The organism is Geomonas paludis (genome assembly GCF_014193585.1).
Classification (GTDB): domain Bacteria; phylum Desulfobacterota; class Desulfuromonadia; order Geobacterales; family Geobacteraceae; genus Geomonas; species Geomonas paludis.
The window spans coordinates 231,178-253,290 of sequence record NZ_BLXY01000004.1; the positions used below are offsets into that span (position 1 = coordinate 231,178).

The following is a 22,113-nucleotide window of genomic DNA, read 5'->3' on the forward strand; positions in this document are numbered from 1 at the left end:
GCTTTTCTGGTACTCCTCGATGACTACCGTATCGGACAAGGACATGATCGTCGGCCGTTTTGCACCGTCGCCAACCGGGCCGCTGCACGTGGGGTCACTCGTCGCCGCGCTGGGGAGCTACCTGGTCGCCAGGAACGCGGGGGGGCAGTGGCTGCTGCGCATGGAGGACCTCGACCTGCCGCGCGTGGTGCCCGGCATCGCGGACGACATGATGGCCACCCTCGAGAAGCTCGCCCTGCACTGGGATGGAGAGGTGTTGTACCAGAGCAGGCGCACCGAGCATTACCGTGCCGCCGCGGATGAGTTGCAACGGCGCGGGCTGGCCTACGCCTGCGGCTGCACAAGGAGCGAGATTGCCCAGATCGCTTCGGCGCCCCATGAAGAGGGGCTGGTTTATCCGGGACTGTGCCGCGACGGCTTACCGCCCGAGAAGGTGGAGCGGGCGCTGCGGGTCAAGGTCTATGACGAGGTGATTTCCTTCGATGACGGGATCATGGGACGTTACAGCCAGCACCTTACCGCGTCCTGCGGCGATTTCGTGATCCACCGGGCCGACGGGCCCTACGCCTACCACCTGGCGGTCGTAGTCGACGACGCCGCCTCCGGCGTGAACCAGGTGGTGCGGGGGGCAGACCTGTTGGCCTCGACGCCGCGCCAGATCTACCTGCAGCGCATCTTCGACTTCCCCACGCCCGCCTACTTCCACCTGCCGCTGGTCACCGGACCCGACGGCGCCAAGCTCAGCAAGCGCGACAACGCGGTTTCCCTTGCCGCCGGGCGCGACCTGGAGCAGGAGGGGGGAAGGCTGCTGTTGGCGGCACTTCGTTTTCTGGGCCAGTCCCCCCCGCCGGAATTGCAGGGCGCGGCGCCGGCGGAAATCTTGGAGTGGGGCGTCGCCCACCTCGACATCTGCGCCATCCCGCGCACGCCGGCGCCCTTTCTCTACCCCTGATCGAGGAAGGGGGGAGGGGCCTCCGGCACCGTCGCCGGCGGAGCCTTCTCACGCCTCTGCAGACCGTCGCGGATCTGGTCGCTGATCCTTCCGCTCATCCCGGGTTCCTTGAGCATGTGCCGGACCATGGCGTCGTTCAGCGTCTCGCACCCGGGCAGCAGCAGCGCCGGCAGCAGCAGGAGCATGCGCAGGCTCATCCTTTCTTTCTCCTCTTTTCCACCTCGCGCCATTTTTCCAGTTCCGCCTCGGTCACCGGCTGCCATTGCGGCACCGGCGCCGGGTGCCAGTTCTCGTCGACCGCCACCATGGTGAATGCGCCGCTGGCAGCCAGTCGCTTGGCGCCGTCGGTCACGTTCTCCGCTTCCACCATCACCTCCACCTCCATGGAGCTGCGTCCGACGTGGATGATGGTGGCCCGGGAGTAAATTACCTCTCCCACGTTGATCGGGGTGTGGAAGGTGATGCGCTGGGCGCAGGCGGTGACCACGCGCTTGCGGGAATAGCGCCAGCAGACCACGCCGGCGGTCTTGTCCATGATGCTCATGATCACGCCGCCGAAGATGTTGCCGTACGAGTTGGTGTCCTTAGGGAGCAGCGTCTCGATCAGCTCCGCCTTTCTGTTCTCCATGTACATCTCCTTTTCGGTCCCTGTCGTCTCTTCTCATGGGAGCAGTATAGCCGATGGTGCGCGATATGATACGACATTTGGCACATTGGCGGATGAAATTTTTCGTGTCATTAAAAAAAGAGGTTGACTGGGGAAGCCTGTTTTGCTATAAACAGGATCTCTGTTGAGCGGGAATAACTCAGTGGTAGAGTGCAACCTTGCCAAGGTTGAAGTCGCGGGTTCGAACCCCGTTTCCCGCTCCAATTAATTAATAAAACCCCGGTAGCTTCCGCTACCGGGGTTTTTTGCATTGGGGCTGCATTCAGGCTGTGCGGAGGCGTGTCATGGAAAAAATCGGTGGTGAGACGATACTGAGGACCCAAGACGTGACCCGCGTCGTGATGGAGGTGCCCAAAGGGCACCGGCACCTGCGCACCACCTTGCAGCTGGCGGATGGCAGTTCCATAACGCTGCAGGAGGCGACCGTGGCAGCCATAGTGCGTGCTTACGTCACGGTCAAAACCGATCCTGTCCAGGAGCGCGTTGCACTTTCAGGCCGGCATGTGGACGAGCGTAAAGATGGGTACGCGGAATGGCAACTCATGGAAGAGGCGTGATGGCCGAGCGAGCCCCAAATGCCGGAGCAGCAAAAGAAAAGGGGGACCGGCAGGTCCCCCTTTTTCATTGAACTGGCAGTAGAAGATGGCCCGTTACTGCAGGAAGGTCTCCTCGATGAAGTCCGCGACGGCGGCGGGATCGTTCAGGTCCAGCACCGGCACGTCGAGGTCGAGATCGGCGTCGCTGGCTACCGCAATGAGGGTGGGGTCGTAGGCCTCGCCGCGGCAGAGCAGGGTGGTGCTCCGCTCCTGGCGGTTCACCTCGATCTTGGGCATGCCGCTCTTCTTGAACCCTTCGGTGACCACGATGTCCATGTCGGAAAAATAGGTCTCGATCAGTTCCTCGATGGGGGGGGACTGGGTGTGTTTCTTGACGATGGCGAGCTTCTCGGGCGACGAGATCAGCATGGTGTCTGCGCCGGCCGCGGTGAGCCGATGGCTGTCCTTGCCGGGATGGTCGATGTCGAAGCGGTGTGCGTCGTGCTTGATTACCCCCACCTTGTACCCGCGCGCCTTCAGGTGCACGATCACTTTCTCCAGCAGGGTCGTCTTCCCGGTACCGGATTTTGCCACAAAGGATACTGCCTTGACCGTCATGTAATTCCTCCTGTATTGATAACGTCTTCCGGTGTGTTGAGGTTGAGAAAGGCGGTGCCTGCCGGGTCCAGGCGCGCGATCTCATCGGCGCCGACCTCCTTCACCCTGACCCGCGGATACCAGGCGTAGGCGCAGCAATCACCACCCTCCAGCAGTTCCCGGATCGGTTCCAGGCAACGCTTGGAATACAGCGCGAAAAGAGGTTCGTACCCCTGCCTGGTCTTCGGGACCACCGCGTCACACTCCGCCCTGAGCGAGCACAGATGCTGCAGGATCGTCTTGCTCGGGAACGGAAGGTCGCAGGAAGCCACGAAGATCCACTCGCTGTCGGCACCGCACAACCCGGTGTAGACCCCGCCCAGGGAACTGCCGGGGACGAGGTCGGGGAGCACCTGCAGCGGGTAGCCTGCGAAGCGCTCCCCCCGGTCACCCACCAGCACGACCTTCGGGAAAGACTCCGCGAACAGGTCGAGCACCCGCTCGAAAAGGGGCCTCCCCAGCAGTTGCAGGAACGCCTTGTCCCGCCCCATGCGACGGCTTTTGCCCCCCACCAGGATGACGCCCGTTATGTCGTCCGCCACGAAATCCGCCGTCACTGCTGACTCCGCTTGCTCCATTTCTTTGTCCCCGAAACCAGCCTCGTTTATACCATAAGTCCCGCCGGCGGTGGCACAAATTAAAATCCTGCCGCGGTGTTTGCAGCTAATAAATTTATGCTAACCTGTGCGTTGTCCTTGGGCGCGACATCCGAAGCCTGCCTTCCGGGCATGCTCGAGCGCGATGGGGGTGGCCATGTACAGGGTACTTCTCGCTGCTTCACTCCTGGGCCTGCTGGCAGGCTGCACGATGAACATGCGGCTCGCGCAAAGCGGCGCGTCCGTCCGGCCGGGCGAGGTGATCACGCTCAAGGTCCAGGCGGATCCCCAGCTCAACCGCTACGACCGGAGTTCCCACGCGCTGCTGCTCTGCCTGTACCAGCTCAAGGAGCCGGAAGGATTCCGGCAGCTGGCGCAGAACAGGGACGGGGTGCCGAAACTGCTCGAATGCGGCCGTTTCGACCCGTCGGTGGTTCATGCGCAGCTCATGGTCGTGCAGCCGGGCCAGGAACTCAGCCACAGTTGCGACAAGGGCGCCGGCACGCGCTACCTGGGGCTGGCCACCGGCTACTACAGTTTCGGCAAGAGGAAGGTGACGGAACTGCTCCCCATTCCTTCTGGCGCGGCCAACGGACCGCAGGGGGCACTGCATCTGGACCTCGGGGCCCAGGAGATAACCAATGCGAGGGTCGAATGAACACGGCGCTGCGTCCTATCTTCTGGCACCAGGGCATGTTCCTGCAGCCGCAGCATTTCCAGCTTGCCGAGCGCGGCGCACACTCCCTGCTGATCCCGTACCACAGCCACCTGATGCCCCACTTCTGGGGCGTCTCCCGGGGTGTCGTCCGGACCTTTTCCAGGGGGGTGCCCTCCGTCGAACTTGTCAGCGGCGCCTTCCTTTTTCCCGACGGCACCTACATCGAGTTCCCCGGCAATGCGGTCGTAGAGCCGCGGCTGGTCCCCGAAGGGGCGGTCGGCAAGGGCGCTCCCTTGACGGTGTACCTGGGGCTTAAGAAATGGCAGGCACGGGCGGAAAACGTGGCCGTCCTGCAGCAGGGGCATGAGGCGGCCAGATGCAACACCCGGTACCTGGCAGCCGCGGACGGCAGTTCCTATCCGGACCTGCACGCCGGTGGGCCCGACGCGGAAGTCCGGCAACTGGACCACGTCCTGAAGCTCTTCTGGGAAAGCGAGCTGGACCTCCTGGGCGACTACCTGCTGCTCCCCCTGGCGAAGCTTGAGCTGCGCGGCGAGGAACTCGGGATAGCTCCTGACTTCATCCCCCCTTGTCTCACCATCGCCGCGGTGCCGCTGCTGGCCGACCTGGTGCAGGGGATACGGGACCTGGTCGCGGTACGTTCCCGTCGCATGGAAAGTTGCAAGAGGCAGCGCGGTATCCAGGGTGCGGAGTTCGGCTCCAAGGACCTGGCTTACCTCCTGGCCCTGAGGACGGTGAACCGCTACCTCGCCCAGATCGATCACCTCATCCTGGCCCGGGTCCACCCCTGGCAGCTCTACGGCGTGCTGGCGCAGTTGGTGGCCGAACTCTCCTGCTTTTCCGAGTCCGTCGCCTGCTCGGGTGACGCCGTGGCCGAGGGGCCTGCCTTCCTTCCGGAGTACAACCACCTCGATCTCGGCGGCTGTTTCGCCCAGGCCCATGATCTGGTCCTGAAGCTCCTGGACCAGGTTTGCACCGGGCCGGAATACGCCCTCAGGCTCTGCTTCGACGGCACCCAGTACAATGCCGACCTCACCGCCGCCCACTTCCAGGGGAGAAACCGCTTCTACCTGGCGGTTACTACCGAGGCTGACCCCGCTGCAGTGCTTGCATCCCTCACCTGCCTCGCCAAGCTGGCAGCCCGGGAAAGGCTTCCTCTCCTGATCGCGCAGGCCTTGCCGGGTATCGCCCTTGAGCACCTGCCCAACCCGCCCCATGAGCTGCCGCGCCGCTCATCAACCCTGTACTTCTCCATCGACAGCCGCTCCGAACATTGGGACCTCGTGCAGAAGTGGCACAACATCGCCCTCTTCTGGGATCAGGCGCCTGATGACCTGGAGGCCGAGCTGATGATCGTCACCAGGTGCTGACCATGAGACTGATCGACTGCTTCATGCCATTGCTGGCCCACGTCGTCGAGTTCCGTAACGCGCTGCCGCACGGAGCGGCCGATTATTCCGAGGTGAAAGGGGAAATCCGGCAGTTGCTGGCGCAATCGGAAGCGCTGTCCAAGCAGTGCGGCTGTGATCCCGACCAGTTCGACCAGGCCCGCTTCATCGTCTGTGCCTGGGTCGACGAGACCCTGCTCGCCTCGCAGTGGCCCGACCGGCAACTCTGGCAGCATGAGCAGTTGCAGCGTCTTTTCTACAGGACCACCGATGCCGGGGTGGAAGCGTTCCAGCGGCTGGAGAGCCTGGGGGAGCAGCAGGAGGTGCACGAAGTCTATTGCACCTGCCTCGCCCTCGGTTTTAAGGGACGCTACATCGGTGAGCAGGGGGAGTTTCTGCTGGAGCAGTTGAGGGGCGCGCAGCTGAAGCGGTTTCTCGGCACGGCGGATACGGTTCCTGCGCTGGACGGCCTCGCCCTCTTTCCCGAGTCCCTGCCGGAACTTCCCGGCAGCCAACTCCCGGCACGCCAACCCGCCTTCACCCTGACCCCGTTGTCTGCGGTCCTGATAGCGGCGCCGGTCATCATCTTCGCCCTCATGTACCTCGTGTTCCGGTACGTCCTGAACGGTCTGGCCCTGCCGAACCTCTAGCGGAGGAGGTGCGTCGTGCAGAAGTACACCGTGCTCACCTGCTGTAAATATCTGCTCTTCGGCGCGGCCCTGCTTCCCATCACGGTGGTCGCTTTCGTGATGATCCCGCTCCTTACCTGGCCGTGGCGCATAGGCATCTTCCTTCCCTTCATCGTGCTGCTGCTGTGGGGAGCGCTGGAGTGGCTCAAAAAGCTTGTGCAGCGCGCGCAGCAGGACAAAGAGCAGCCGGTGCCGCAGGGGGCGGAAGCAGCACAAGACCAGCCGGCACATCCCCCCCGCGCGGAATCGGCCCAGCTCGATCCGTCCCCGGTAGAGCCGGCGCGGCAGGACCGGATTCTGGAACTGCAGCAAAACTTCCGGGCGGCGGTGCGCACCCTGAAGGGGTCGCATCTCAAGCAGGAAGGCGACCCCCTGCATGTGCTCCCCTGGTACCTGTTGCTCGGCGCCGGCGGTTCCGGCAAGACCAGCGCGGTGCGGGGCGCCCGCCTGTTGTCCCCCTTTTCCGAGCGGCCGGAACATGAGGCGACGGCGAACTGCTCCTGGCACTTCTATGATCAAGGCATCGTCATCGACACCGCGGGGCGCTACGCAGTGCCGGCGGACGCGGGCGGCGATCATGACGAGTGGCTGACCTTCTTGTCGTTACTGAAAAGGTATCGGAGGACCGAGCTCATCAACGGGGTCATGGTCACGGTGGCTGCAGACAGTTTGCTGGCCGCCGACCCCGCGCAGCTCGAGGAGCAGGGACGGCAACTGCGCTGCCGGATTGAGGAGATGATCCGTCACCTGGGGGTCACCTTCCCGGTATACCTGCTCATCACCAAGTGCGACCTGGTAAGCGGCATGAGCGAGTTCTGCGGCGCGCTCCCTTCCGGGACCCTGGACCAGCCCGTGGGGCTCTTGAACCGGGAGCTCGATGCCGATCTGCCGCGCTTGCTGGAGCGGTTCTGCGACCTGGTCGACGAAAGGATGCGGATGCTGCGCCTTTTGCTGCTGCACCATGGAGCACCTGCGCCTGCCAACGGTCGCCTGCTGCTCTTCCCGGATCAACTGCGGGAGTTGCGCCCCGGTCTCGAGCTCTTCATGCCAGCCGCCTTCGGGCAGAACCACTACCAGGAAACCCCGTTTTTGCGCGGCATCTACCTTTGCAGCGCGCTGCCGGTCCGACCCCTCTCCCGGCATCTTCCCGGCGACCCGCAGCACGTTGCCGCCGCTCACGCACCGTTTCTGCACGATCTTTTCGAGAAGGTACTGCCCCGGGACCGCGGGCTGTGTGCTCTAAGCGCCCGGACGCTCAAATGGCGGCGTCTATCGGACAACCTGGCCCTGGTCTGCTGGCTGCTGATCGGCATCTCGCTTTGCGCCATGCTCACCGGCGCCTTCGTCAAGAACATCGGCGTGCTGCGGCTGGCTTCCTATGCGGCGGCCGGCATGCCGCGGTTGCAGGGCGATACCGCCGCCGATCTTGCCGCGCTGGAAGCTATGCGCCGGGCCATCGTGGAGGTGGAACTAAAGAACCGCAACTGGTGGCTGCCGCGCTTCGGCCTGAGCCGCAGCCGCGAGGTCGAGCAGGCGCTCAAGGCCCGTTACTGCCAGGAATACAGAAAGCACCTGTTGGCGCCTTTCGATGCGGAGATGGCGGGGGCCTTGGACGCCCTTTCTCCAGCCCTGCCCGACTCCGCTTTCGGGGGGGTGGTGCTGCACCTGAGCCGGCGCTGCAACCTCCTCAAAGGGAGGCTCGCGGGTGAGGATGAAACGGGGCTCGCCTCCCATCCCGTGCCGGATTACCGGGTGCTGGCAGCACCGGCGCAGGGATGGTCCGACCCCGCCGCCGGCAACCTTTACCTCGCCTACGTCGCCTGGCTTGCCGATCCCGCCCAGATGTCGGAGGAGTTGCAACGGCTGCAGCAGCTGCTCAAGCGCCTGGTGCTCTTGAAGGGAGCGGACTTCAGTTGGGTGCTAGGGTACGTGGACCGGGAGCAAACGGCGGCGCCGATCTCCCTGCAGGAGTTCTGGGGAGGATCGAGGGCACTCCAGGGCGAGCCGTCCCTGGCCGCCTGCTTCACCCGCAACGGAAGAGAGCGCATCACCGCTGTGCTGGGCGAGCTCAGCACAGCCTACCCGGAGCGCGAGGTCCTGGAGCGGGCGCGGGCGGAGTTCTGGCGCAGCTACCGGGAGGCCGCCTTCAACGCCTGGCAGAGCTTTGCGGCACAACTCCCCGCCGGCGCGCTGCGGCTGCTGGCACCGAAGGAGTGGCAGAGCGCGGCGGCCGCCATGGCGGGAGAGCAGGGGCCTTACTTCAACTTCATGCGACGCGCCCTGACCGAACTGCAGCCCTTCGACCCGGCCGAGCCTCTGCCGGTCTGGATCGCCGAGCTGTACCGGTTCCAGGCGCTCAAGGGCGCCGGACCCGCCGGGGTCGCATCTTCACTTTCGGGACAGGCAAGCCGGGTGGCCGGCACCATCGGGCGGCTGGGGGGGAAGAAGGAAAACCTCCCCGGCGACGAACAAAGCGCCAACCTGGCCCGGGAGTATCTGAACGCCGTGGCGCAGATCGCTCCGGTGGCCAAATCGAGGGCGCTGGCGCACCGGATGGCGTTGCAGGCCTTCGGCGATTCGGCGGAGTCCGGCAAGTCCCCGCTGTTCCAGGCAGCAGAGGCGGCCCAGCGTCTGAACCAGCTCCTCGTGCAGGGGCAGGGAGACGACACCTTCGCCCGCCTCATCTACGGGCCCATAACCTTCTACGGCACCTACATCCGCATGGAGACTGCATGCGCGCTGCAGGCACAGTGGGAGCAGACGGTGTTGAAGGAGGTGCAGGGAAGCAGGGATCCCCAGAGCCTGCAGTACCTGCTGGGCAAGGACGGGCCGGTGTGGAAGTACGTCGGCGACTACGTGAACCCCTTTATCGGCTGGAGCCCCGCACGCGGCTATTTCCCCAAGTCGGCCCTGGGGGGCTCCATCCCGTTCAAGCCCGAATTTTACTCGTTCCTGGCGCAGGGAGGTAAGGCCAAGCTTGCCGCCGCAGCCGGTTCTCCCAAGCCGGTCTACCACGTCACCATCAAGGGGCTGCCGACCGACGCCAACGCCGAGGCCCGCGTCAAGCCGCAGGGGACGCGGCTCGAGTTGCATTGCGCCACGGGGGTGCAGTCCATCGTCAACATGAACTACCCGGTGAGCAGGCCCTTCGTGTACCTGCCCGACGCCTGCAGCGACGTGGTGCTGCAGATCGATGTCGGCGACACCACTCTTACCAGGAGATATCTGGGCAGCAGCGGCTTCACCGAGTTCCTGCGCGATTTCCCGGCCGGGCGGCACACCTTTTACCCCCGCAACTTCCCGCAGGAAAAGGAAGCTCTGCAACGATTGGGTGTGCGCTTCATCAAAGTCAATTACCAGCTCTTCGGCGCCGGGGACCTGGCTGCCCAGCCCGCAGAGACGCTCCCCGCGCGGGTTCCGGTGAAGATCGCGGAATGCTGGGACTAGGGGGACGCCATGATCAGGGATCTTTGCGTCGACAAGCTGTTGCGGCCCATCTCTTCCGAAAGTCCTGCCGGGAGTGACCTGCGTTACACGACCGTGTACGAGGAAATCATGGAGGCACGCCGCTGCGAGGATGCCGTTGCCATGGGAGACTGGCAACACGACGTCAAGCAGGCCAACTGGGACAAGGCGATTTCCCTCGCTACCTCCGCCCTCGGCGAAAGGAGCAAGGACCTGCAGATAGCGGCGTGGCTAGCCGAAGCCCTCACGGTCACCGAAGGCTTCCCGGGGCTGGCGCTGGGGCTGGACCTGATCACCGGCCTCGCCGAGCGCTTCTGGGATACGGTCTATCCGCAGATGGAAGAGGGTGACCTGGAATATCGCGCTACCCCCTTTCAATTCCTGGATGGAAAAGTCGCCTCGCAGGTCAGGATGATTCCGCTGACCGATCCGGAGCTCACCCCCGGCTACTCATGGCTGCAATGGCGGCAATCCCGGGAGGTGGGATCCGAGGCGGACGTGAGGAACCGCTATGGCGAGATCGACGAGGACAAGAAGAGCCGGCGCGAGCAACTGCTGGCGGAGTCCGCGGTAAGCACCGAGGATTTCGATGCTGCGGTGGCACGCTCCGGTGCACGCTATGCCGCGGCCCTCAGGGATGGGGCTGCCAAGTGCAGCCGGAGAGTGCAGCGGCTGGCTGCTGTATTGGAAGCGAAGTTCCCGGGCACGGCGCCCACTCTTGCCGAGCTTGCCGCTGCCATCGACGGCTGCAGTACACTCGCCGACACGCTCTATCGCCGGGAGGCAGGCAATGCAGCATCCGCCCCGATGACAGGAGGGCCTAACTCGGCGCGATGTGGAGAGGGCAACGACCTGTACGGGGAGGGGGGCGCCCCTGGCCCGGCATCGGGTCTTCATGCAGCCACTGCAGCCGTTTCCGGAATTTCCGGGGGCGAGCTCCCTGAGGGCTCGCTGTGGGGAGACGCACTTGCCATGGTCGGGGCGGGGCGGTTACAGGAGGCGCTGGCCATGTTGCTCTGCGCCGCCAATGCCACCGACTCACTGCGTGATCGTAACCGGGTCAGGCTCCTGATGGCCAGGCTCTGCCTGGAGGCGGGCAGGGCGGACCTGGCCCGGCCGATCGTGGAGGAACTGCACGGCATTATCGAGGAGCTGCACCTGGAGCGCTGGGAGTCGCCGCTTTGGGTCGCCGAGGTGCTGGTCGCGTATTACCGCTGTCTCCAGGATGGCGGCCCCCGCGACAGCGACCTCGACCTTGCCCGGACGCTCTTCAAGCGCATCTGTTTGCTCGACGTCACCAAGGCGATGCCGTATCCCCAGTAGGGGGCGGCAGAAGGAGAGACCATGTCCATTTCGGAAAGTCTGCAACGCAAGCTGGAGCGGGTGAGGGCGCCTCGGGTCCGTATCACCTATGACGTCGAGGTCGATGACGGCGTGGAGGTGAAAGAGATCCCCTTCGTCGTGGGAGTGCTCTCCGACCTGTCGGGCACGCCGGACACCCCTCTGCCCAAGCTCAAGGAGCGGAAGTTCGTGGAGATCGACCGGGACAATTTCAACCGCGTCATGGAAGCTGTCGCACCGCGACTCGCCTTCAGGGCCGACAACACGCTGTGCGGCGACGGAAGCCAAATCGGCGTGGACCTGCGCTTTGCCGCGCTGGAGGATTTCCATCCCGAGCGCGTGGCGCAGCAGGTGGAGCCGCTTCGGAAACTGGTAGAGGCGCGGGGGCGGCTCTCCGACCTGCTGAACCGGCTGGACGGCAACGACCGGCTGGATGAACTGCTGCGGGATCTACTGGCCGGTGGCGAGGCGCTGCAGGCAATCTGCCACACCCCTGACAGCGGTGACGGAAGCGGCGAGAGCGCCTGAAAAGGAGGGAGGCATGGAAGAACTCACTAAAGAAGAAGTGCGGTTAGCCGAGCGGCAGCCTGGCCGGCAACTACTCGACCTGATCGTCACCGAGGGGCGCCTGGCGCGTTGCGAAGACCAGAAGCCATACGCGACAGAGATGCTGGTCGAACTGGTGCAGCAGGTAGTGGCAGGTGAGATGGTGCCCGGCGGCGACGTCGAGCGGATGATTCACGCCAGGATCGCCGAGATCGACCGCCTGGTCAGCGACCAGGTCAATCAGATCATTCATCATCCCCAGTTCCAGAAGCTCGAGGCGTCCTGGCGCGGGCTTTCCTACCTCGTGCACCAGGCCGAGACCGGCACCGATCTGAAGATCCGCGTGCTGAATGCCTCCAAGCAGGAGCTCGCCAAGGACATGGAAAAGGCGGCCGAGTTCGACCAGTCCGCGCTCTTCAAGAAGGTTTACGAAGAAGAATTCGGCAGCTTCGGCGGCGCCTCCTACGGCTGCCTCGTCGGCGACTACGAGTTCGGCAACGCGCCGCAGGACCTGGCGCTGTTGACGCGGATGTCCGAGGTCGCCGCAGCGGCGCACGCTCCGCTGATCACCTCCGCTTCCTCGACCTTGTTCGGTGTGGACAGCTACGCGGAGCTGGACGGACCGAGGGATCTGGCCAAGATCTTCCAGGGAGCCGACTACGCCCGGTGGCGTTCCTTCCGGATGTCGGAGGATGCCAAGTACGTGGCGCTTTGCCTGCCGCACGTGCTGATGCGGCTGCCGTACGGGCCGGATGCCGACCCGGCAGAGTCATTCCAGTTCGAGGAGGAATGCGGCGGCGATCACGGTAACTATCTCTGGGGCAACGCCGCTTATTGTCTTGCCGGCCGCATCACCGACGCCTTCTCCAGGTACGGCTGGACCGCGGCCATCCGCGGCGTCGAAGGGGGAGGGGCGGTCGCCGACCTCCCCATCCACACCTTCGACACCGGTGAAGGCGGGCTGGCCGCCAAGTGCCCGACCGAGATCGCCATCACCGACCGGCGCGAGAAGGAGCTTGCCGACCTCGGCTTCGTGCCCCTGGTGCACTGCAAAGGAACCGACATGGCAGCCTTCTTCAGCGTCCAGAGCGCACACAAACCCAAGATCTACGACACCGATGCCGCCAACGCCAACGCGAGACTGTCGGGACAACTGCAGTACATCCTCTCCGTGTCGCGCTTTGCCCACTATTTGAAGGCCATGATGCGGGACAAGATCGGCAGCTTCGGGACCAGGAAGAACGTCGAGGATTACCTGAACCGGTGGATCAGCCGCTACGTCCTGCTGGATGACGATGCGGGGCAGGAGATGAAGGCCCGCTTCCCGCTGAGGGAGGCTCGCATCGAGGTGTTCGACCAGCCGGGGAGGCCGGGATGCTACCGGGCCGTGGCCTTCTTGAAGCCGCACTATCAGCTGGATGAACTCACCATATCCTTGAGACTCGTTGCCAACCTGCCGTCGCCAAGGACGAATTGACCATATTGAGACCACCACGAAAGGGAGGACATCATGGCCTTCGATGCATTCCTGAAGATAGAAGGGATACCGGGAGAGAGCAGCGACGACAAGCACAGGGACTGGATCGAGGTCCTCTCCTACAACTTCTCCGTCACCCAACCCACCTCCGGCACCGCCAGCAGCGCGGGGGGCGCCTCCGCCGAGCGCGCCAGCTTCTCCGACTTCAGCGTCGTCAAGGTGCTGGACAAGGCGAGTCCCAAGCTCTTCGAGGCCTGCGCCACCGGTCGGCACATCCCCAGCGTCACCCTGGAGATCTGCCGGGCCGGCGGGGATAAGTTGAAGTACATGGAGTACAAACTCTCCAACGTCATCATCAGCCTGAACCGCCCCGGCGGCAGCGCCCACGGCGGCGAAGCCATCCCCGTCGAGGAGATCGCCTTCAACTACGGCAAGATCGAGCTCGCCTACACCCAGCAAAACCGCGCCGACGGCTCCGGCGGCGGCCAGGTCGCCGCGGGATGGAACCTGGAAACCAACAAGAAAGTGTGATGGCAACCAGCACGATGGCGGGAGGGCGCATGCGATACCAGCCGGAACCGAGACAATCCCTACTGGACAGGCTCACCGACCGTGACCCGGAATGTCCGGCTGAGACCGCCCGCTCCTCCCGCAGCAGCCTGAGGTCGCTGATCGACTCGGTGCTGCGCGACCTGGAGAACCTTTTCAACACCAGATGTTTCTCGGTTTTGAACCCGACCAAGGGACTGCCGCTCAGGGGACTGGCTCCGCAGGTGCCAGTCCCCCTCACTTCATATCTGCAGAACTCCATTATCAGTTACGGCAGCCGTGATTTCAGTCTGGACAACCCGCGCTCACACCGGGTGCAGCAGGCGGTACGCCTGGAAATAATAAGACTCCTCGACTGCTTCGAGCCACGGCTGAAGGACGTCACGGTCTCTTTAGGGCCGACGCAGGGAGAGCGGACCCTGAATTTTCGCATCGAGGCGGTGCTGCAAGTTGAGCCGGTAGCGCTCCCCACCGTCTTCGACACTCACTTCGACATCAACAGCGGCGCTTATACCATCCTCTCGTGATTGACTATGCCTGATGACATCCTTCACTACTTCGAAAGAGAGCTCAGCTACCTGCGCCACACGGGGAGCAGTTTCGCCAGGAAGTACCCCAAGGTGGCGGGGCGGCTCCTGCTTGAGCCGACCAAGTGCGAGGATCCGCACACCGAGCGCCTCATCGAGGCGTTCGCTTTCCTCTGCGCGCGCATCCAGCGCAAGATCGACGACGGACTGCCGGAGATCACCCAGTCGCTGTTGCAGGTGCTCTATCCGCAACTTACGGCCCCGATCCCGTCCTGCGCGGTGGTGAAGTTCGCGCCTCTGTACAGGAACCTGCCGGAGGGGTGCTACCAGATCGCCAAGGGGACGCCTCTCTTCTCGAAGCCGGTGGACGGGGTGTCCTGCCAATTCAGAACCGCCTATCCTGTCACGCTCTGGCCCGTGGAGGTCATCCATGCGTCGCTCGAGGCGCCGGTAAAGTTGGTTAAAGGCGCGCAGCAGGCGGTGCGGGTCCGTTTGTTGCTGCACGGAGCCGCCGGCTTTCCGGGCGATACGTTGCGCTTTTACCTGGACGGTCAGCCCCAGCACGTGTTCCTGCTGTACCAGTTGCTGTTGAATCACGTCTGCTCTGTGGAGTGTGTGCCGGCCGGTGCAGCGGTCGCTGATGCCGTGCACCTGCCACCCGGTTGCCTGCGGCCCGTCGGCTTTGCTGCAGATGAGGAGCTTCTTCAATACCCGCAACACTCATTCCCTGGGTATCGGCTGCTCCTCGAGTACTTCGCCTTCCCCCACAAATTCCTTTTCATCGATCTCAGTGGCCTTTCCGTACTGGGGAAAGGTGCGGCTTTCAGTCATTCCGTCGACCTTATCTTTTACCTCGACACTGCAGCACCGGAATCTTTAGTGGTTGGGCGAGAAACCTTCTGCCTCTATGCGACCCCCATGGTCAACGTATTCCAAAAGATAGCAGAGCCGATCAGGCACAACCACGGCAAGAGCGAGTACAGGGTCGTCCCTGACCTTCGGCGTGAGGGTGCCTTCGAGGTGCTTAGTGTCGATGAAGTAACGGCTGCCGGGGCGACTTCACCCGCCGAGGTGAAGCACTACTGCCCCGTATTCTCAGGGAGCGGAGGGGAGGATGGTGCAGGCCGCTTCTGGCAGATGCAGCGGCGGCCGGCATCGCGCCCGCATCACGGCGGCACCGATGTTTTTCTTTCCGTTTGCGATCTTGCAGAGGCTGCGACTGCTCCACTGGAAGAAACCCTTCTGATCCGCGTCACGTGCTCCAATCGCGACCTCCCTGCCAAGCTTCCTTGCGGCGATCCTGATTTCGAGACGGAATCTGCCGCGCCGCTTGCCGCGATCAAATGTCTTCTCAAACCAACGCACTCTTTACGTCCGTCGCTCGACGGGGAACTGCAACGCCGCCTGATTTCCCATCTCTCCCTGAATTACATTTCCCTCGTCGAAGGCGGTGCCGGCGCGCTGAGGCAACTGTTGTCCCTGTACGACTTCGCCTCGTCCTCTACCACGCGGCACCAGGTAGCCGGTATCGTCTCGGTGAGGTCGCGAGCAGTTACCAGAAGAATAGGAGCCGGCTTCTGTCGCGGATTGGAAGTGACGATTGTCTTCGACGAGGAGAAGTACGTCGGCAGCGGCGTGTACCTTTTCGCCTCCGTTCTGGAAAGGTTCCTGGGGCAGTATGTGTCGGTGAATTCATTCGTGCAGCTTATGGCCGCGCGAGCCAGCGACGACACCATCATCAAACAGTGGCCGCCCCGAAGTGGCGACAGGGTCTTGCTGTGAAGGGGAATGCGCTGAATAAACAGGGGCGTGATTATTTCACACGGTCGCGCGGTTTTTTTGAAACTGTCCGCCTACTGGAACGGTTGCACCTAGACAGCCAGGAGGTAGAGGGCGCCTCACCACCCGACGAGGAAAGGGTCAGCTTCACGGTGAGGAAAGGGTTTGCCTTCCCAGCAGCTGATGTAACCCGAATTGTGCTCGGTGACGACGGCGTCGCGCATGTCGAAGTTGCCGTGATGGGGCTCGTCGGTCCCTCCGGGGTATTGCCGCATTGGTACCATGAACTGCTTTTGGAGCGGGAGCGGGCCGATGATCATGCCATGGGTGACTTCTACGACATCTTCCACAACCGCCTGATTTCCATTTTTTACCATGCTTGGAAGCGCAACTCGCTTCTGCCACAGAAGAAAATCGACAACAGCGATGTCTTCTCCAATCATCTCTTCAGCTTTCTGGGACTAGGGACCGAGGGGCTGCGGGAAAAGCTCTCAGCAACGGAGGCATTGCTGCACTTCTGCGGTCAAGCAAGTCGACAGGTAGCATCGGCTAGCACGATTACTGAGCTCGTTCAACATGTATTCGGCGTGGATGCCGAGGTCGAGCAGTTCGTGCCCCGTACGGTTGACCTGGAGCCCGCCGACCTGACTATGCTGGGGCAAAACAATTGCCACCTTGGCATCGACGCTGTCTGTGGGGCCAAGACCTGCGACATCCAATCAAACTTCCGGCTCTCTCTGGGGGCGATGGGCTACCAACAATTTCTCGAGCTATCGACGGGACAGGGACTGGAGCATCTGGTGTCGCTGGTCAGGTTCCTTGTGGGACCGGAATACGAGTTTGAAATACGGCTCGTTTTAAGAAGAGAGGAAGTCCCTGGGTGCAGGCTCGGCGAGGCAACTTTCGACGCACCAAGGCTCGGCCGATCCACGTGGCTCAAAGCTCCAAACTCCGTTCTTGATGCAGACCCCTATGTGACCGTCGCCGGTTAGGTGCGAAAGCAGAAAGCTTACCTTTTGTGAGGTGTAGTCATGGCGTTCACACAGCGTGACAGGGTCATGTGCCTGAAGACCTCGCTTGGCGAGGACGCCCTGCTTTTGACCGAGCTCAGCGGCGAGGAGGGCATCTCACGCAGCTTCAGTTTTGAACTGTCTTTGCAGTCTGAGCGCACCAGTATTCCTTCCCAAGCCTTGCTCGGCAGTAATGCCACGGTTGTCATTACTCTTGCCAACGGCAACAAAAGGTACCTGAACGGGATCATTTCCAGCTTCACCCAAGGCAGATCGAGCGGCGAGGATGGCGAAGATTGCCGCTTCTCCTTTTACAGGTGTACCCTTGTTCCCTGGTTCTGGACCCTCAGCAAATCTGCCGACATAAGGATTTTCCAGAACCGCTCAACACCGGAAATAGTAGAGCAGGTATTCAACGATTTTGGTCCGTCCTGGTACCGCTTTGAGTTGCGCGGGAGTTACGACAAGAGAGAGTTCTGTGTCCAGTACCGGGAAACAGCCTTCAATTTTGTCTGCCGCCTTTTCGAGGAAGAAGGTCTCTTCTATTTCTTCCGGCACGAGGAGGGTAAGCATACGATGATCATCGCGGATTCTCCCGATGCCAATCCGCCTTGTCAGTTTCAGCACAGCGCTTCATCGCTTTCAAGCCCGATCGGTACCAGGACGGAAGACGTCATCACCGCCCTGGAAATCACGCGCTACATACATCCCACCAGATACTCCCTTAACGACTACAACTTCGCCATTCCAAGGGCAGGATTAAAGGCGGAAGCTCCCGGTGCAGCCCAGTCACAGGGGACGAAATGCGAACTGTACGACGCTCCGGGGTGTTACGGCAGCAGGGCCGCAGGCGACAGACTGGCAAGGATCCGGATGGAGGAAGAAGAAGCTATGGCCACCGTCCTCGTCGGCAGTAGCGACTGCCGTGCCTTTGCCAGTGGCTATCGCTTCAGACTCAGAGATCACTGCAGCCCCGAACTGGATGGTAAGGAGTTCCTCCTGGTCTCCGTGAAGCATAATGCAATGGAAGCATACGCCACCGATTCCATCTCCAGTTACCACAACAGTTTCGAGTGCATTCCTCATCAGACACCGTACAGGCCGGCACGTCTGACTCCGAAGCCGGTGGTGCAGGGAACGCAGACGGCCGTGGTGGTGGGGCCGCCAGGAGAGGAGATCCACACCGACCAGTACGGACGCGTCAAGGTCAGATTTCGCTGGGATCGCGCGGGAAAAGCCGATGACAGCAGCTCCTGTTGGATCCGGGTGAGCCAGCCGCTGGCCGGCAACGGCTGGGGAGCGATGTTTCTCCCGCGTGTCGGGCATGAGGTCGTGGTCGATTTCCTGGAAGGCGATCCCGATCGCCCCGTCATCATCGGTCAGCTCCACAACGGAGTAAACCTGCCGCCGTACCAGTTGCCTGCGGCAAAAACAATGACTTGCATAAAGTCCTGTTCCACACCGGGTGCGCAAGGGCACAACGAGCTTTGCTTCGAAGACAAGAAGGGGGCGGAGCAGTTGTGCATTCATGCGCAGCGGGAACTGGTGAACAGGGTGAATGAGGACTCGCTGGAGTGGGTGGGGCAGGACCGGCACCTGATAGTGAAGCGGGACCGGCTGGAGCAGGTGTGTGGCGATCAGCACCTGGAGGTAGTCGGAGATTGTAAGGAGAAAGTCGATGGTACCATGTCCGTTTCAGTGGGCGCAGATCTGCACGTGAGGGTGGCGGCAAAATGTGCTTTGGAGGCAGGGGAGGGCATCTTCTTTCTGTCAGGCCAGAGCGCCGTGTTCGAATCGTTGACCGAGATATCGCTGAAAGTGGGTGAGAACTTCATCAAAATCAGCCCGACAGGAGTGACCATCGTCGGCAGTAGCGTGCAGATCAACGAAGGTGGTACTGCCGCGAGTTGCACCCGGGCGTCCCCAAAGAGCCCAAAGGCGCCCAAAGATCCGCAGCACTCGTGATGACTAGACGATTACCAAATGTGGAGGCGACATCATGGAAATTCGAATAGAGCAGATGAACGAGGTGGCGCGCGCGGAGTTTATCGAGAGGCTGGACGCGGCCTTGATGCGCGACCTGAGCGACTACTACAAAATCGGGCGGGATCAGCGCCGCGAGTTCCTGGCGGCCGCGGTCGAACTGGCGGAGAACAAGGGGTTCAAGTCGGAGCAGGGCATGGCGTCCTACGTCCTGGCCCTGTGGTACCTGGACATCGACTTCGAGGAGAAGAGCACTGCGCTTGAGACTCTCTTGGTTTCCCCGCTCCCTGAAGTGCGCCGTGTCCACGCTTTTAATCAGTGGGTGGAGACGGTTTTGGGTGATCCGGATAACATAGCAGCCGCGGACGAAGCTTTGACAAAATCACTGCAACTCACTGAACCCTGGGGTAACTGACATAACGGAGCCACGCCCCGGCCCCTGGTGGAACAGAGGTCGGGGCCGACTTGCTCTTAACCCCCAACTTTTTACCGCCGCTGTCTCAACAATTCCCACCCGAAAAACCTCGCACAATTTAGCTGTTGACATCTCACTGGATCTTCTTTATAAAACTGATAACAGTTTTCATTATCGCTGTTGCGGCTGCTTTTGTAAAAGAAACTTAAAGATCGCTTAAGGCATTGAGAGTCGGCGGCAACCGCTGACAGGAGTTTGGAGGGGACATGAGCAGTGCTGTTGGAGTGAAAGAGGATTTGTCAGCGGCAAACGGCGCCGATGCAGCATCTTCAAGCCGCATGACGAGGGCTGCCTGGCAGGACTTCGCCGGTCTTTACCCGACCGACGAAGCATGTCTCGCCTCCTTCCTGGCGCTGGAGCTTGCCGAGGTGCTGCAAGGCGCCAAACCCGCAAACCTGGTCTGTCTTTCCAACAAGCGCCGCTCCTGCGGGCGCAACCTGTACCTGCTCTGGAAAGAGCACGGCGCCGCGCTGCTGGAAGAGAGCGGGCTCAAGGTGCGGGTTCTCGACGACCGCGGCTCTTCCATCCTGCTCCTGCTCTACTCGCAGGAGGCACTCGGCGCTCTGCTCGCCCAGAAAAGCGTGCGCAGCATCCTGGACAAAGCCGGCTATGACAACGTCCACGACTTCGACGCGGTGCTGGACGAACTGGAAGCGCGCGTGACGGGAGAGGGCTTTCCTCACGAGATCGGGGTGTTCCTCGGGTACCCGCTCAAGGACGTGATCGGCTTCATGGGGTGGGCCCCCTTGGCCTTCACCTGCCAGGGGCCCTGGAAAATTTTCGGCAAGCCCGAGCAGAGCCTGCGCCTTGCTGAATGCCACCGCGAGTGCCGCAGCCGGATGTCACAGCGTCTCGCTTCCGGATGCAACCCGCTCGACTGCCTGAGAGACCGCCTTGGTACTGTTGCTGATTCGTACCAGCAGCAAGGCGCCCCTTTTTTGGCAGCATCGTGAAAGTGAATATCAAAGCCGGGGCCTTGGCGCCCGGGGGAGGGCAAGATGTGCATAGCTCTGATCGGCGGAATGGATCGCTTGGGAAAACACTACCTGGAGGAAGCGCAACGCGCCGGGGTGAAACTTCAGTTTTTCAGCACCTCCGAGAACAACATAGCAGCCAAGCTCAAAAAAGCTGACGCCATGGTCATCTTCACCAACAAGGTCTCCCACCGCGTCAAGATCGAGGCGATGCAGGTGGCCAAGGCCAACAACATCCCGGTGCTGATGGAACATGCCTGCGGCGTCTGCACCTTCAGGAACTGCCTGCAATGCCTCGCCAACAACTGTCACTAGGGCGGATGCTGCAGATTGCACTTCATATTGAACGGCATCTGTGGTAGGTGTAGCCGTGTTCGACATCAAGACGATACGGCAGGATCTGCATGACCGATGTGACTGACGCGACATCCCGCAGGCTGGCGGTGATCGGGGCTCTTCTGCTCCCCTTCACCGCTGTTTGCGTTCTCTACCTCGACATTCCGGTTGCCGTTTTCGTCAGGGACTACCTTTACGCCAACCGGCACTGGCTCCGGGCCACCTCGGATCTTCCCGACTTGCTGCTGGGCGTGGTGATCGCCGCCACCGCCGTCTCCTGTTTCTTCTACCTGTTCCGCTCCGAAAGGGGGATCCTCGACCGCGCCACACTCCTGGCCAAAGAGATCGTGTGGCTCGCACCGGCCTCCTACCTTGCCAAGGCGCTGCTGAAGATGGCTTTCGGCCGGTCCAACACGCGTCACTGGCTGAGCGAGCCCGGTGCCTACGGCTTTCACTGGTTCCAGATGAAAGAGCACTGCGAGGGATTCCCGTCCGGCCACATGCTGGTCATCGTCGCCCTCTTGGCTGCGGGGTGGCGGTTCTACCCCGAAGCCCGCCCCTTGGGCATCATGCTCTCGGTCCTGCTCGGCATCGCCCTGATCGCCACCAACTACCACTTTTTCAGCGACGTCGTTGTCGGCGCCTACCTTGCCATCGTGGTTGAATTGGTAATCGCCCGCCTGCTTTTTTGCCGTCGCCACAGCTCACCGAACTGAGCAGCGGCGCTCCCCGTAACAGCGCACCCAGCGGGGCTCTCTACCCGGTTTTTTCCCTTGCATCGCAGGCCGAAATCCCTTATATTTCAACAGCACATAGAAGATAGCAGGAACGCTTAAACCAACGATACGTAGCAGATGAGCGGGGAATTGCCACCGCAATCAGATAACGCATGGAAAGGGTTTAGCCGCCGACGGTTAAGCCCTTTTTGTTTGAGCATAAAAAGGTCAGGGAGGCCCAATGGAAAGAAGAGCTTTAACTGCAGGAGACATGGTAGATTCGCAATGCACGCGTTGCAAGGCGCTGCTGAACCACACCATCGTAGCGATGGTGGCGGGGCAGGTGGTGCGGGTAAAATGCAACACCTGCGGCAGCGAGCACAACCATCGTCCCGCAAAAGAACCAAAGGCCGCCACCGTGAAGGGAGCAAAGGCTGAAAAAGAGGTAAAGGCGCCCCGTACCAGGGCCGCCAAGGCACCGGCGGTATCCGACGAGGCCGTCTGGGAGGAGATGATCCAGCCGCTCGATCCGGATCTTGCCGTTCCCTACAGCATGGACGGAAAGTTCAAGGCCAACACGCTGATCAGCCATCCCACCTTCGGGACCGGCGTCGTCGCGTCGTGCCAGACCGGCAAGGTCGAAGTCGTTTTCAAGACCGGCCGCAAGCTGTTGAGAAGCGCCTGCTAGTTAGCATCACAAGGAGCATGAAATAAGAAGGGGCTGCCGGTTTCCACATCCGGCAGCCCCTTTTTTTATTCAAAAAAAGCAAA

23 protein-coding genes and 1 tRNA gene are annotated in these 22,113 nt (G+C 62.0%); 20 read left to right on the forward strand and 4 right to left on the reverse strand.

Going from position 1 to position 22,113, the window contains the following annotated elements:
• Positions 1-19 precede the first annotated feature (19 nt).
• A complete protein-coding gene (gene gluQRS, locus H7687_RS13085; RefSeq protein WP_183348032.1) occupies positions 20-952 on the forward strand; it encodes a tRNA glutamyl-Q(34) synthetase GluQRS in 933 nt (310 codons plus the stop codon).
• Here the strand turns inward: gluQRS and H7687_RS13090 are convergent.
• A complete protein-coding gene (locus H7687_RS13090) occupies positions 943-1,149 on the reverse strand; it encodes a hypothetical protein (RefSeq protein ID WP_183348034.1) in 207 nt (68 codons plus the stop codon). The genes gluQRS and H7687_RS13090 overlap by 10 nt on opposite strands.
• Positions 1,146-1,580 (reverse strand): acyl-CoA thioesterase, encoded by a 435-nt coding sequence (locus H7687_RS13095; RefSeq protein ID WP_183348036.1) that lies wholly within the window; start codon positions 1,578-1,580, stop codon positions 1,146-1,148. Before H7687_RS13095 ends, H7687_RS13090 begins: the two co-directional genes overlap by 4 nt.
• 167 nt (positions 1,581-1,747) lie before the next feature.
• Here H7687_RS13095 and H7687_RS13100 point away from each other — a divergent pair.
• Together H7687_RS13100 and H7687_RS13105 are read left to right on the forward strand one after the other, a co-directional pair.
• Positions 1,748-1,822: transfer RNA gene (locus tag H7687_RS13100), tRNA-Gly, on the forward strand.
• Positions 1,823-1,903: 81 nt separating this feature from the next.
• Positions 1,904-2,176 (forward strand): hypothetical protein, encoded by a 273-nt coding sequence (locus tag H7687_RS13105; RefSeq protein ID WP_183348038.1) that lies wholly within the window; start codon positions 1,904-1,906, stop codon positions 2,174-2,176.
• A gap of 93 nt (positions 2,177-2,269) precedes the next feature.
• On the opposite strand, the gene mobB is transcribed toward H7687_RS13105, so the two are convergent.
• Complete coding sequence (gene mobB, locus H7687_RS13110) at positions 2,270-2,773, reverse strand: molybdopterin-guanine dinucleotide biosynthesis protein B (RefSeq protein ID WP_183348040.1); 504 nt, start codon at positions 2,771-2,773, stop codon at positions 2,270-2,272.
• Positions 2,770-3,369, reverse strand: coding sequence for a molybdenum cofactor guanylyltransferase (mobA, locus tag H7687_RS13115; RefSeq protein WP_246404846.1), 600 nt, complete (start codon positions 3,367-3,369; stop codon positions 2,770-2,772). The genes mobB and mobA overlap by 4 nt, the downstream gene beginning before the upstream one ends.
• A 196-nt stretch (positions 3,370-3,565) precedes the next feature.
• Here mobA and tssJ point away from each other — a divergent pair, with 196 nt between their 5' ends.
• The 17 genes from tssJ to H7687_RS13200 all read left to right on the forward strand — a co-directional run bounded on the left by tssJ (position 3,566) and on the right by H7687_RS13200 (position 22,030).
• Positions 3,566-4,066, forward strand: coding sequence for a type VI secretion system lipoprotein TssJ (gene tssJ / locus H7687_RS13120; RefSeq protein WP_183348044.1), 501 nt, complete (start codon positions 3,566-3,568; stop codon positions 4,064-4,066).
• Entirely contained in the window at positions 4,063-5,457 is a 1,395-nt protein-coding gene (gene tssK / locus H7687_RS13125; protein WP_183348051.1) for a type VI secretion system baseplate subunit TssK, read from the forward strand. The genes tssJ and tssK overlap by 4 nt, the downstream gene beginning before the upstream one ends.
• Before the next feature lie 2 nt (positions 5,458-5,459).
• Positions 5,460-6,125 (forward strand): DotU family type IV/VI secretion system protein, encoded by a 666-nt coding sequence (locus H7687_RS13130; RefSeq protein ID WP_183348053.1) that lies wholly within the window; start codon positions 5,460-5,462, stop codon positions 6,123-6,125.
• Between the two features lie 15 nt (positions 6,126-6,140).
• Positions 6,141-9,611 carry a type VI secretion protein IcmF/TssM N-terminal domain-containing protein gene (locus H7687_RS13135; protein WP_246404847.1) on the forward strand — a complete coding sequence of 1,157 codons (3,471 nt, stop codon included), beginning with the start codon at positions 6,141-6,143 and terminating at the stop codon, positions 9,609-9,611.
• 9 nt (positions 9,612-9,620) lie between these two features.
• On the forward strand, positions 9,621-10,952 hold the full coding sequence (tssA, locus tag H7687_RS13140; RefSeq protein WP_183348055.1) for a type VI secretion system protein TssA: 1,332 nt from the start codon (positions 9,621-9,623) through the stop codon (positions 10,950-10,952).
• Positions 10,953-10,973: 21 nt separating this feature from the next.
• Positions 10,974-11,498, forward strand: a complete 525-nt coding sequence (tssB, locus tag H7687_RS13145; protein ID WP_183348063.1) for a type VI secretion system contractile sheath small subunit — start codon at positions 10,974-10,976, stop codon at positions 11,496-11,498.
• 13 nt (positions 11,499-11,511) lie between these two features.
• Positions 11,512-12,993: a type VI secretion system contractile sheath large subunit gene (gene tssC / locus H7687_RS13150; RefSeq protein WP_183348070.1), complete on the forward strand. Its 1,482-nt coding sequence runs from the start codon at positions 11,512-11,514 to the stop codon at positions 12,991-12,993.
• Positions 12,994-13,026: 33 nt separating this feature from the next.
• Positions 13,027-13,524, forward strand: coding sequence for an Hcp family type VI secretion system effector (locus H7687_RS13155; protein WP_183348072.1), 498 nt, complete (start codon positions 13,027-13,029; stop codon positions 13,522-13,524).
• Complete coding sequence (tssE, locus tag H7687_RS13160; RefSeq protein WP_183348074.1) at positions 13,524-14,069, forward strand: type VI secretion system baseplate subunit TssE; 546 nt, start codon at positions 13,524-13,526, stop codon at positions 14,067-14,069. Before H7687_RS13155 ends, tssE begins: the two co-directional genes overlap by 1 nt.
• Before the next feature lie 6 nt (positions 14,070-14,075).
• The gene (tssF, locus tag H7687_RS13165) at positions 14,076-15,851 is read left to right on the forward strand and encodes a type VI secretion system baseplate subunit TssF (RefSeq protein ID WP_183348084.1); all 1,776 of its coding nucleotides are present in this window, start codon (positions 14,076-14,078) and stop codon (positions 15,849-15,851) included.
• Positions 15,848-16,840 carry a type VI secretion system baseplate subunit TssG gene (gene tssG / locus H7687_RS13170; RefSeq protein WP_183348086.1) on the forward strand — a complete coding sequence of 331 codons (993 nt, stop codon included), beginning with the start codon at positions 15,848-15,850 and terminating at the stop codon, positions 16,838-16,840. Before tssF ends, tssG begins: the two co-directional genes overlap by 4 nt.
• Positions 16,841-16,879: 39 nt before the next feature.
• Positions 16,880-18,823: a type VI secretion system Vgr family protein gene (locus tag H7687_RS13175; RefSeq protein WP_183348087.1), complete on the forward strand. Its 1,944-nt coding sequence runs from the start codon at positions 16,880-16,882 to the stop codon at positions 18,821-18,823.
• Between the two features lie 34 nt (positions 18,824-18,857).
• Positions 18,858-19,256 carry a hypothetical protein gene (locus H7687_RS13180; protein ID WP_183348089.1) on the forward strand — a complete coding sequence of 133 codons (399 nt, stop codon included), beginning with the start codon at positions 18,858-18,860 and terminating at the stop codon, positions 19,254-19,256.
• Positions 19,257-19,522: 266 nt separating this feature from the next.
• On the forward strand, positions 19,523-20,269 hold the full coding sequence (locus tag H7687_RS13185; RefSeq protein ID WP_183348091.1) for a DUF3793 family protein: 747 nt from the start codon (positions 19,523-19,525) through the stop codon (positions 20,267-20,269).
• A gap of 45 nt (positions 20,270-20,314) precedes the next feature.
• A complete protein-coding gene (locus tag H7687_RS13190) occupies positions 20,315-20,605 on the forward strand; it encodes a DUF2325 domain-containing protein (protein WP_183348093.1) in 291 nt (96 codons plus the stop codon).
• Positions 20,606-20,694: 89 nt separating this feature from the next.
• Entirely contained in the window at positions 20,695-21,342 is a 648-nt protein-coding gene (locus H7687_RS13195; RefSeq protein WP_183348095.1) for a phosphatase PAP2 family protein, read from the forward strand.
• Positions 21,343-21,613: 271 nt separating this feature from the next.
• On the forward strand, positions 21,614-22,030 hold the full coding sequence (locus tag H7687_RS13200; protein ID WP_246404849.1) for a hypothetical protein: 417 nt from the start codon (positions 21,614-21,616) through the stop codon (positions 22,028-22,030).
• The last annotated feature ends 83 nt before the right edge of the window (positions 22,031-22,113 follow it).